This is a genomic window from Magnetococcales bacterium (assembly GCA_015228935.1).
Taxonomy (GTDB): Bacteria; Pseudomonadota; Magnetococcia; order Magnetococcales; family DC0425bin3; genus HA3dbin3.
Map to the genome: position 1 here is coordinate 5,558 of JADGCO010000017.1, position 11,674 is coordinate 17,231.

Annotated in this window: 9 protein-coding genes; 8 read left to right on the top strand and 1 reads right to left on the bottom strand. The window is 52.8% G+C overall.

Features of this window, described 5'->3' with window-relative positions:
- From HQL65_06395 to HQL65_06425, 7 genes are all read left to right on the top strand, one after another.
- The coding region (locus HQL65_06395) for a hypothetical protein (protein MBF0135850.1) at window positions 1-246 on the top strand (246 nt) is incomplete at its 5' end.
- Between the two features lie 55 nt (window positions 247-301).
- Window positions 302-1,030: a tetratricopeptide repeat protein gene (locus HQL65_06400; GenBank protein MBF0135851.1), complete on the top strand. Its 729-nt coding sequence runs from the start codon at window positions 302-304 to the stop codon at window positions 1,028-1,030.
- A 156-nt stretch (window positions 1,031-1,186) separates the two neighbouring features.
- The gene (locus tag HQL65_06405; GenBank protein ID MBF0135852.1) at window positions 1,187-4,528 is read left to right on the top strand and encodes an AAA family ATPase; all 3,342 of its coding nucleotides are present in this window, start codon (window positions 1,187-1,189) and stop codon (window positions 4,526-4,528) included.
- A 15-nt stretch (window positions 4,529-4,543) separates the two neighbouring features.
- Window positions 4,544-6,193: a Flp pilus assembly complex ATPase component TadA gene (tadA, locus tag HQL65_06410; protein ID MBF0135853.1), complete on the top strand. Its 1,650-nt coding sequence runs from the start codon at window positions 4,544-4,546 to the stop codon at window positions 6,191-6,193.
- A 96-nt stretch (window positions 6,194-6,289) separates the two neighbouring features.
- The gene (locus tag HQL65_06415) at window positions 6,290-7,525 is read left to right on the top strand and encodes a type II secretion system F family protein (GenBank protein ID MBF0135854.1); all 1,236 of its coding nucleotides are present in this window, start codon (window positions 6,290-6,292) and stop codon (window positions 7,523-7,525) included.
- A gap of 116 nt (window positions 7,526-7,641) precedes the next feature.
- A complete protein-coding gene (locus HQL65_06420) occupies window positions 7,642-8,820 on the top strand; it encodes an AAA family ATPase (protein ID MBF0135855.1) in 1,179 nt (392 codons plus the stop codon).
- 71 nt (window positions 8,821-8,891) lie between these two features.
- Complete coding sequence (locus tag HQL65_06425) at window positions 8,892-9,542, top strand: DUF4276 family protein (GenBank protein ID MBF0135856.1); 651 nt, start codon at window positions 8,892-8,894, stop codon at window positions 9,540-9,542.
- A 93-nt stretch (window positions 9,543-9,635) separates the two neighbouring features.
- On the opposite strand, the gene HQL65_06430 is transcribed toward HQL65_06425, so the two are convergent.
- Complete coding sequence (locus HQL65_06430; GenBank protein MBF0135857.1) at window positions 9,636-9,968, bottom strand: hypothetical protein; 333 nt, start codon at window positions 9,966-9,968, stop codon at window positions 9,636-9,638.
- Between the two features lie 400 nt (window positions 9,969-10,368).
- Between HQL65_06430 and HQL65_06435 the strand changes: the two genes are divergently transcribed.
- Window positions 10,369-11,613, top strand: coding sequence for a cytochrome c family protein (locus tag HQL65_06435; GenBank protein ID MBF0135858.1), 1,245 nt, complete (start codon window positions 10,369-10,371; stop codon window positions 11,611-11,613).
- Window positions 11,614-11,674 lie beyond the last annotated feature (61 nt).

Consider the following 11,674-nt stretch of genomic DNA (forward strand, 5'->3'; position numbering starts at 1 on the left):
CTCTCTGCCAGCGACAACGATGGCATCGGTTGCCTCTCTGCCAGCGACAACGATGGCATCGGTTGCCTCTCTGCCAGCGACAACGATGGTGCCTGTTGCCCCTCAACCGGCGACGATAGTGGCGTCGGTTGCTTCTTTGCCGGCAACGACAGTGGCATCGGTTGCCTCTTTGCCGGCAACGACGCTGGCATCCGTTACCACCACCCCGCCGGCAACAGCATCATCGCCTGTTGGAAACCTTGCTGATGGCGTTCAAGGAGCCAATGCTTCCAAGGGAGTTTCACAGGTACCAAACACAGTGATGGTTGCTGATGCAACCAAAGCCCTTGGTGCCGTTGCTGCCAAAGAGAATCAACCCAAAATCGATTCCTCGATCACCGCAGACGATGCTTCCCGATTGGAGCAGATTCTGGGCGGGCTTGGCGATGAACCATCCACGACCAAAGGAGTGGATTCCCAGAAAGCAGCTTCGGAAACAGCCAAGTCGAGAGGAAAAACCCGGTCACTGAGTGAAACGGGCAAGGGACCGGCGGACGGAAAACAGACCATGGATGAGCCTGGTATCCCTGGGATGGAAAAGGCCGGTGGGGAGAAAGATTCAACAGATAATGCGAATCATGCATCCTCGTCCGGTGATGCCCAGAATTATGCGCAATCTGGAGAGATCAAGAAAAAAACCCTGGAAACCTCTCGCACGGTCAGCAGACTGAAAAGTGCGTTGGCGGTGGGAAACAACGAAGAAGTGGATGCCGGATTGAGCAGACTGGCTGCCAGTAAGGGTGAAAACAACCCGTTTGTCATGAAAATGCAGGCATTCATGTACATGCGAGAGGGAAAGTATGATCAGGCCGGTGCCCTGCTCGAAGAGGTCCTGCGAAACAGAAAAAATGACCTGGATGCCGCCAAAAACATGGTCATCGTGGAAATGAAAACCAACCGGGTCCCCCTCGCGCAGGAACGCTTGAAGGAGTTGTTGCGACGCCATCCGAATGATCGTCAACTGCGTGATCTCCGTCAGTATCTGAACTGAAAACAACGGCGGTCGGTGTCTGTGTCGTTGGCCTCAGGTTCGCCAAGCGATGACGCACTGTGCGGAAAGTGTGTTCGTATGGATCGCCCTTAAGGGTTGATCAGGCGTGGTGGCACGGCAGAGCAGGAGCGGTTTCTTGGGAGGATAAGAGAAAAAATGGTTGCGCAGAAGGAAGCCTACCTGGATTTTCTGGGGTTGAAGCGCAATCCGTTTCCGGTCTCCCCGGACAATGAATATTTTTTTCTTCCCTCCCGCATCGATGCCCTGATTTCGGAAGTATTGCACAGTATTTTTACCCGCAAGGGTTTTTTGGTCATTACAGGCGAAGTCGGCCTGGGCAAGACCACCATCAGCCAGCGGATCCTGCGTCTCCTGGATGGAGAGGGTGTCGAATCGGCACTGGTCTTCAATACCTTTTTGCAGGGGCTGGATCTTCTCAACGAAATTGTCAAAGACTTTGGCATTGAAACGCAGGATGTGACCTTTCAGGGTCGTATCGAAGCGCTCAATCGGTTTTTGATGGATCGTTATGCCGCTGGTAAAAACTGTGCCATCATCATCGATGATGCCCAGAATCTCTCTACGGAAAGCCTTGAATTAATTCGGATGATCTCCAACCTGGAGACCAATGCCGAAAAGCTCGTGCAAATTCTTCTGGTTGGCCAGCCCGAACTCATCGACAAACTCAACACGCACGAAATGCGGCAACTGAAAAGTCGCGTTGTGGTTCATGCCGAGGTGCGTCCGCTGAGTCAGGAAGAGTTGAAACAGTATGTTTATTTCAAGCTGAGTACGGCGGGTTCCCAGGGGGGAATCCAGATAACCGACCGGATTTTCAAGACCATGCATGCGTTGACTGCCGGCAATCCACGGCGCATCAACAATCTGCTGGATCGTTGCCTGTATGGCCTCTTTGCCTACAATACGCACCGGATCAGCAAGCGGTTGTTGCTGGAAGTGGCCGCTGAGGTCGGGTTTGGCATGCCGAAATGGCCATGGAAACGCTGGTTGCCTCTGGGCGGAGTTGTGACAGCCGGTTTGGTCGTTGCGGGTGGCCTGACATGGTTCTTGTTGCATCCGGGATTCATGGCCCGGATGGGCAGTGCAGGTGGGGATCCGTCTGTTTCCCTGGAGCTGGCCAAGGCCAAAACCTTGCAACAAAATGCGGAGGCGGAAGCTGCCAAGGCACGGGCAGCCCAGGAAAAAGCCAGGTCTGAAGAGGCCAGGGCCAAGGCCGCCCAGGAAGCCGCCCGCAACGAAATTGCCCAGACCCGCGCTGCCCAGGAACGGGCACAGATGGAGGTGTCCCAGGCCCAGATTCGCGAAGCCCAGGCCCTGACCCGTGTGGCCCAGAGTCAGGATGGCAAGGTTGATCAGGCCCTCCAGGATGCCCTTGCCCAGGCCCGGAAGGTGCGTGAAGAAGCCGAAAACAAGGTTCAAGAGGCGGAAAAAGCCATGAACCGGGCCACGGAAGATGCCAAGCTCCAGGGCGACTTGTTGCGCCAATCCATCGAGGCTCGCCAAAAAAGTGAACAGGAAGGCAAAATGGCCCAGGAAGAACTGGCCAAAATCAAGCAGGCAATCCAGGAGCAGACCAAGGCCCTGACCATGGCCTTTGCCGATCAGGAAAAGGCGCAGGCCGAAACTGCCGAAGCCCGCAAACAGGAAGCCCAGGCCCGCGCCGAGGCCGGAGCCAGGGCCAGGGAAATTGCCGAATTGGCCAAACAGGGTCGGGAACAAGAAGAAAAATTGAGCCAGGCCAAAGCCTTGCGGGAGCAGGCCGAAACAGAGGCCAGCAAGGCACGCGCCGACGCTGCCCAGGCCATGACCCAGGCCGAAGAGGTCAAAAAAAATGCCCAGTCCACAGTTGCCAAAATCAAACAGGAACTGGCTGAACGGGAGCTGGATTGGCAAAAGGAACGCCGAAAATTTCTCGACGATATTCGTGCAACCCAGGCCGATGCCGCAACCAGAATCACCGATTCGGAAAAACAGGCCGGCTCCATCCTGGATGAATTCCGCAAATCCCGTTCTGCTGCCGGTTCCAGGGAAGCCGGAAAAGAAAATATTGAAAAACGGTTGACCGATCTCGATGCCGCCCGCCAAAAAGCCGAAAATGAGGCCAAAGCCATGCGCATCGAAGTGGAAAAATCCCTGGCCAAAGCCGAAACTGCCCAAAAACGTGCCGAAGAGATGCAAAAAGAGTATCAAAAGCGTCAGGTCAATCTGAGTGCAGACCAGATGCAAAACCAGCTTGTGGAGCTGCAAAAAGCTCGGGAACGTGCCGAGGCCGAAGCACAGGCTGCCAAAAAACAGATCGCTCTCATGCAGGAACAGGCTCAACAGGCGCAAAAAATGGTGCGTGACATGCAGAGCCGTCTGCAAGCCAACAGAGGTGAACCCGGCCAGGATTTTCCCGTCGCTCCAGAGGTGCATGACTTTTTGGCCCGGTATGGATTGGAGCGGTATGAAGGTGCTTTTTCGCGTGGGCTTCAGGAGGGTATGCTGGGTGCCGTTGAACAAAAAATTGTGCGGGAAACCGGTTATGGATTGGTCCAACTGGATCGTCTGCCACCCGAAGTGGCGCAAAAAAAGGCTTTTCTGGCTCGTGGCCTGCCCGATGGAACAAAAAAGTACCTGTTTTTCTGGCAGCCGCCTTTCTGGATGGATGTCATCTACTTTGGCCAGACCGGCGAAGAAATCCGCAAACTTCAGGATGCCTTGACCAAAAAGGGCGTTTACGCAGCCCCCGTGGATGGCGAGGTGGGTCGATATACACTGGCGGCTTTGGCACACTTCCAGAAAATGGCGGGTGTGCCATTGACCGGACGACCTGATTCGGCAACCCTGTACCATTTGTTGGGCCAGCCCGGTGTTGCGGTCTCCGCATCACCTGGGAAAATGGCCACACCACTGCCGAAATCCACTGGTCACATGCGTGCCGATGTCGCACAAACGCCCACCGCAGCAGTGCCGTCTTCTCCTGGAGTCGCGCAAACTTCCGCCGCAGCGGTGCCGTCTTCTCCTGGAGTTGCGCAAGCTTCCGCCGCAGCGGTGCCGTCTTCTCCTGGAGTCGCGCAAACTTCCGCCGCAGCGGTGCCGTCTTCTCCTGGAGTCGTGCATTCCCCCGCTGGAGCGGTACACTCTTCCCCTGAAGTTGTGCAAACTCCCACCGGCAAGGTTTCTCCCCATGGAAAGGGGCAGTGGGTGGTACAGGTGGCCAGCTTTGTCAGTCAACCGGCGGCGGAATATATTGTCAACACATTGAAAGAAAATGGTTTTTCTGTATTTACCGTGCCGGTCCGCTCGGCGGATACCGGCAGATTGTGGGTAACGGTTCGAGTTGGTCCGGTCGCCACGTACCGGGATGCCGAGACCCTGTCCAACAATTTGGTACGACATGTCAAACAAAAAGGGATCATCCTGAAGCACCAGCAGGAAGTGCCCAGCGTGGACGGCCAGGGTGACCCGGGAACCGTTTCCGACAGCTCCTCATAGAAAGGGATGACAATCATGGCGGAAGGCGTACAAAAAAAACCAATGGGGGAGTTGCTCAAGGAAAAGCAACTCATCACTCAAGACCATATTGAGCTGGCACTCCAGGACCAGAAAATCACCAAGGAAAAAGTTGGTGAAATTCTTGAACGGCTCGGCTTTGTCTCCCAGTATGACGTGGCAAAAACCATCGCTGAACAGGAAAAGCGCGAATATGTGGACGTGGATCGGGTGATTCCCAATGAGGACACCCTGCGCCTGTTCAACCAGAATCTTTGTGAATTAAACCATTTCATACCCTTAAGTCACACCGGCGGTGAAATCCAGATCATCTCCGCCAATGACGACGTGGGGCAGTTGGAAAAATTGATCACCCGTCATACGGGTTTGCGACCGCGCTTCCGCCAGGGTGAAAAAAACAAGATACGCAACTCGATCCAGTATTATTACTACTTTTTGGAAAATCCGGTCGAAAAACTGTTGCAGCGGGAACTCCAACTGCTGGCAGCGGACGTTGACGATGTCCGGGCGCTCGATCCCTTGATCAGCAATCTGTTCCAACTGGCCGTCAAATTGCGGGCTTCGGACATTCATATCCGCCCCATGGACCGCACCATCAACGTGGCCTTCCGGATCGATGGTGTGATGCGCTCCATGTTTGCCATGCCCCCCAACATGAAGCGTTTGATCTCCACGCTCAAAATGCGCGCCGATATGGACATTGCCGAGCAACGCCTGCCCCAGGACGGCAGCTTTTCCGAAACGATTCTCAACAGCCGTTTCGATTTTCGTGTTTCCACAACGGTCTGTCCCTTCGGGGAAAACGTCGTGATGCGCCTGCTCCCCATGCGCAGCGACTTCATGAGCATGACCCAGTTGGGTTTCGAACCGGAAGATATTGCCCTGTTACGGAAAATTTTCAACGAACCCTTTGGTATCGTCCTGCTCACCGGCCCGACCGGATCCGGGAAAACCACGACGCTCTATGCCGCAGTCCGTGCCCTGAACCTGACCGAAAAAAACGTCCTGACGGTCGAAAACCCCATTGAATACCGGATTCCGCTGGTGCGCCAAACCCAGATCAACGTCAAGGCAGGGTATACCTTTGCCTCGGCGATCCGGCACTTTCTCCGGCATGACCCGGATGTCATCCTGGTGGGCGAAATCCGCGACAAAGAAACCGCAGAAACAGCGATTTCGGCATCGGAAACAGGCCATCTGGTGCTGTCAACCCTGCATACCAATACCGCCTTCGGTGCCTTGCCCAGGTTTCGCTCACTGGGTATCCCCTCCTTCATGTTGGCAGACTCCCTGGTCGGCGTGGTGAGCCAACGTCTGGTCCGACGCATTTGCAGCAATTGTCGTGAAGAGTATCAACCCACCCAGGAAGAGTTGGATTATGTCAATGATCCGACCATCCAGGTACTCTATCGGGGCAAAGGGTGTCCGACCTGTTTCGGTTCCGGTTACCTGGGACGAACCCTGGTCTACGAAGTCCTCGAAATCAAAAAAGAACTCTCAACCCAGATCGCCCGGGACGATCATCTGGACGATATGCTCGTAACGGCCAAAAAAACCGGTTTCAGAGACATCATGGATTGTGCCCGATCCAAATTGAAACGGGGAGAAATTTCCGTCAATGAGGTGATCCGGGTCCTGGGTTACTGAAAAGAGGCTGTCCAAAAAAACATGATGTCTTCATAAAAACAACAAACCAGTATTTTTACCTGGGAATTCATAGACACCCTCTGAGGGAATCGCGCCATGGGACATTTTCGTTACAAGCTGATCGACAAGGATGGGGTAATCCGTGGCGGATTGGTGGAGTTGCCCTTCCAGAACCCCATTTCGGCCATGACCTATCTGGAAAAAAAGGGGAGTACGGTCCTTTTCGCCGAAAGTGTGCCGCCCCTGCTTTCCAGATTGATTGCCCTGCTGACGGAATTTTTCGCCAAACCCGTCACCAAGGCGGAACTGGCCGAGTCCCTGAGCAACGTTGCCGTGATGCTCAGTGCCGGTATTCCCTTGATGACCGCCCTGAAAGATGCCATGGCCGAACATGACAACTCCACCCTGGCACGTCTGGGAGGGGAAATCGTCATGCGCATCGAGGGCGGCACCAGCCTGGCCGATGCCGTCAAGGCCTATCCACAACACTTTCCCGGTTCCATGGTGTTCCTGGTCAGGCTGGGCGAGGAGAGCGGCAATCTGGATCGGACCCTCAAAGATGCCGGCGAACATGTCAAGCGTGTGGATCGCATCATCAATGACACCAAATCCGCCATGATCTATCCGGCATTCATGTTTACGGCCATCTTCGGTGCCATCGGTTTCTGGCTGGTCATTGTGGCCCCTGTCCTCAGTGAACTTTTCAGACAGGCAGAGTTGAAACTGCCCTGGTTTACCTTGATGGTCATTGCTGCTTCGGATTTTCTGAAAGAGTATATCCTGTACATTCTGGTATCTACCGTTGTTGGTGTCAGGGTATTGATGTTTATCAATAAAATTCATCAACCAACGCGACGATTCCTGCATGGTCTCTGGTTGAAGGTCCCCATCATCAAGATGATCATTCACTCGTTCAACCTGGCCTTCATCACCGAATATTTGAGCCTCATGTTGCAATCCGGCGTCGATATTTTCAAAAGCCTGGATACCATGAGCCAGAATCTCAAAAATGAAGTCTACAAGGAAAAATTGGCCCAGGTGCGTGCCAACCTCATCCAGGGTACCGGACTCCGGGATTCATTCCACTCGGTGAATATTTTCCCCAGTTTCGTGGTCCGGATGATCGGCGTCGGCGAACAAAGCGGTACCCTCTCCGATCAGCTCAAATACATCGCCGAAGATTACCGAACCAAGCTGGAATTGCTGGTCGCCAACATTGGCAAAATCATCGAACCCGTGGCCCTGGCTGTCGGCGGCGGATTGTTCCTGGTGATGATTATCGCCCTGTTTGCCCCGGTCTATCAGTTGGTTTCGAAGATGGGAGCCGGCTGATCGACCCGAATGGACGATATCGCATCTCTGTTCCATTCGCTGGTTGCCTCATGTTGGGCCGGGTGATTCCATCGGCGGGATAGACGAGGTTCATCGGTTGTACAGGATTGTTGTCCATGTTTTTGCACAGCCTGGAAATCAGAAACCTGCTCTCCTTTGGTCCCGATACCGAAGCGATTCCCCTGCGACCTCTCAACGTGCTGATCGGTACCAATGGATCCGGAAAATCAAATTTTCTTGAAGCCATCTCCCTCCTGCAAGCCTCACCACAGGATTTGAGCAAACCTATCCGTGATGCGGGTGGCATCGAAGAGTGGCTTTGGAAACCGGAGGGAAAGAATGTTGTTGCCAGTGTGGAGGCCGTGATTGAAAATCCTTGCAACAAGGAATCTCTTCTGATGCATCAATTAATTTTTGAAGAATATAGAAGAGGTCTTGGTATCGTTGAAGAATATATTAAAGACAAGGATCCTGTCCCGGGAAATTTAGAAATATTTCCATATTTTTGTCTTGAAAACAGGAGTGCAATACTGACAATCGGAAAAATAAATGGATCTCCTGTTCTTAAAGAGATTGATCTGAAGAGTATTGACAATGAACAATCTGTTCTGCAGCAGTTTGTTGATATTGAGCGATATCCTGAAATGACTCTCCTCGGTAAGATGTATAGAAATATTAAATTGTATCGGGAATGGTCTATTGGTCGTTATGCATCACCAAGGCTTTATCAGGATACTGATGGTCGATTATCTTTTCTTGAAGAAGATTTTAGTAATCTTGGGTTGATTTTAAATGGGATAAAGAAAAATATCGAAGCCAAGGAAATGATTTTGAAATATTTGCATAACCTTAATGGAGATATCAAGGATTTTGATGTCGATATAGCCAATGGCAAAGTACAGGTTTTTTTACAGGAAAAGTCGTTATCCATCCCGGCAACCCGCCTTTCGGATGGTACGTTGCGTTTTATTTGTTTGTTGGCCATTTTGTGCCATCCCAATCCTCCCCCTCTTGTCTGTATTGAGGAACCAGAGATGGGATTGCATCCAGATGTCATACCCTCCTTGGGTGACCTGCTTAGAGAAGCATCACAACGTATGCAGATTATTGTGACGACCCACTCGAGTTTGTTGGTAGACGAATTTACCTATACCCCGGAAGATGTCATTGTTTTTGATAAAGATAACATGCAAACGCGCATGCGGCGACTTTCTCAAGACGAGCTTAAGGCTTGGCTGGATGTTTATTCCCTGGGGGGTGGGTGGGTAAAGGGCCTGTGTGATGGAGTACGATAGTGATGTGCGTATGTATTTTTGTTGAAGGTGGTGGAGAGAAAGGTCAACAAAAGAATGGGTTGGATGTTCGCATGCGATTGGCCTTTAAAACATTTATTAGAAATGCTTTGAAAAATAAATTTCCCAAGAGTGATATGAATGATCTCGAACGTTTGTTTAAAATCAAGTCATGCGGCAGCAGGGATATAACCCTTAAAATCTTTTCCCAGGCATTGAACGAATGGAAACAGGGGAAGACGAAAGAATTTCCCTTGTTACTGGTTGATAGCGAAGGCCCAGTCCAAAAAGGTGTGGGACCGTGGGCGCATCTCAAGACAAGAGATGGATGGGGTTGTCCTGCCGGGGCTGTCGATGATCATGCACATCTCATGGCCCAATGCATGGAGACGTGGTTCCTCGCCGATGTGACTGCCCTCGAAATCTATTTTGGCAGGAATTTTGACGTAAAATCACTTCCCAAAACGGTTCCCTTGGAAGAAGCTGCAAAGGAAGATGTTGCCACGGGTTTGGACAGGGCCGCAGCCGGTACCCCAAAAAAAGGCTACAATAAAGGTCGGGATTCGTTTACCATTCTGGAAAGAGTGGATCCCCTCAAGGTGCAGGCAAAAGCGCCCTGGGCTTGTCGCTTGTTCAAGACGCTGGATGACAAGCTTGCCCGGAATCAAACCACAACATCCGCCAGGACCGAAGAATCCATCAGGAGTTGCAAAGCGGCTCCCTGAAGAAGGATCGGATTGCCGACAGGTGCATTCCCTGGAGTTGCATGAGGATGCCCCTTCCCAGGTTGGTGCGACCCAAAGCCAGAAAACGCTTGATCACACGGGCTGGGGAATGCCCCCCTGCAACAGGGATGCCTGCCGGAAAGCACCCATTCCCGGCCATATCCGCATGCCACTCTCTACCGATGCTGGAATCATGGCGTTACGGGACTCAAGACAGGTGTTCCGGACAATCTCGTGCATGGATATTTCCCGGAAAATACGTTGGACCGGTTTGAAGTGGGTCCGGGATTGACGGGCCAGAGTATGGGCAAAATGCAGATCCATGGCAGCGGAATCCAGGCAATGGACATCTTGACCGCCCTCTTGCATCTCTGTTTCCAGACGCTGACACCCTTTGCTCTGACCTGGATGAATGACAATGGCCATGATGACGTTCTCCCGAAAATAATTGCAGGGGGTTTGGTTTGCCTGCCAAGGTTTGGGTCCATGGCGCGACATGCTGTGGTTTATTCAAGATTTATGCCATTGTGAAATATATTATTATCCATTAAAAAACAATGAATTAAAATAAACCGGTTTTGCCCAGTCAAAAATCGGCCTGATGTGCAGGCAGATTGTGCCAAATGGAGGCGGAAATATTTTCCCAAAGAAAATGGCTCCAGTGGTTTCCAGACCCTTGACAGGCCGTCCCTGGAGTGGTGCCGGATTCCAGGATTCTCCATGGTGTTTATCCTTGAAGCTGGGTATCCTCTTCCCCGAAGAGTTGCGTGTCGGGCGCAAGCCATGGCCGTTCCATTGGATACGTGCGTAAAGAGGAGTTAATGTGATGATTTTAAATAAAAACAGGCCAATTCAACTCTTATGGAGCGTGATTGCAGGTCTGGGGCTGCTGGCGGGTTTTGATGTCCAGGCCGAGAAGGAACGCCCTCCCTTGCAGCAGATTTCCGCCGAAGCCTGCAAGGAGTGCCATCAGGAGATTTACCGCGAATGGCAGGGATCGATCCATGCGCAGAGTGCGGCTGTCAAGGATCCCCTGCATGGTGCCATGTATCGGATGATGATCGGCGATCCCACCCAGGAAGGGGTGAAAAATCCCAAATCAGGCAACTATCCCGAATGTCTGCAATGCCATGCCCCCAATGCCGCCCTCGATGGCAAAACCAAACTGGATGCCATGCCAGCCTATCAGGAAGGGGTGAACTGTGTCAGTTGTCATACCATGGAAACTTTCCATGGGATCAAGGGGCCGGATGGCAAGATGCGCCTGGGTGCGGCGGCCTACACTTTCAGCCAGAAGAGCTTGCAGGGTCCTTATGGTGCCTTGCATGGCCGCAATCCGACCCTGGCCCCGGGAGCGGGAGAGGGAGCGCAACCTTCGGTCAATCCCTACCCCCATGCCCAGAACGGAACCCTGTTCCAAAGTTCAGGCGTCTGCCTCGGGTGTCATGAACAGCAAAACAATCCCCAGGGGGTACCGGTGTGTGCCACTGGACCGGAATTGGCAGCAGCGGGCCAGAATGTCACCTGTCAATCCTGTCATATGCCGACCGTCAAGGGTCATGCGAACCATGCCATGTCTGGGGGACATGATCCGGCCATGCTGAAACGGGGGGTTACCCTGGATCTGGTGGCCACCGCACAGGGTGAACAGGTCGCTGCCACCGTGACCCTGCGCAACAATCTGGTCCACAATTTTCCCACCGGGGCACCGTTTCGTTGGGTCGCCTTGCAGGTGACGGCCCTGGATGAAAAGGGCGAAACCCTCTGGAAGAATTATCAGGAAAATCCGGCCAAGGAAGATGGCCAGGCCATGTTGATGATGAAACTCGTCGATGCCCAGGGGCAACCCGTGCCTCCGGCCATGGCGACGGCCCTTGCCGGGGATTCCCGTCTGAAACCGCAGGAGACCCGGAAAATGGAATACAAGATTCCTGGCAAAGGGGTGCGGACGGTACGGGCCGAGTTGCGCTATGGTCTGCTCTTGCCGCCCATGATGAAAAACATGGCCGACAAGGTGCCTGCCGCAGCCATGCAACCTGTGGTCTTTACGAAAATTGAGCGGACGCTGTAAAAAAATAACGAATGAAAAACTGGGATGGAGGTCCAGGAGGAAGGGCTGCGCCCTTCCTCCT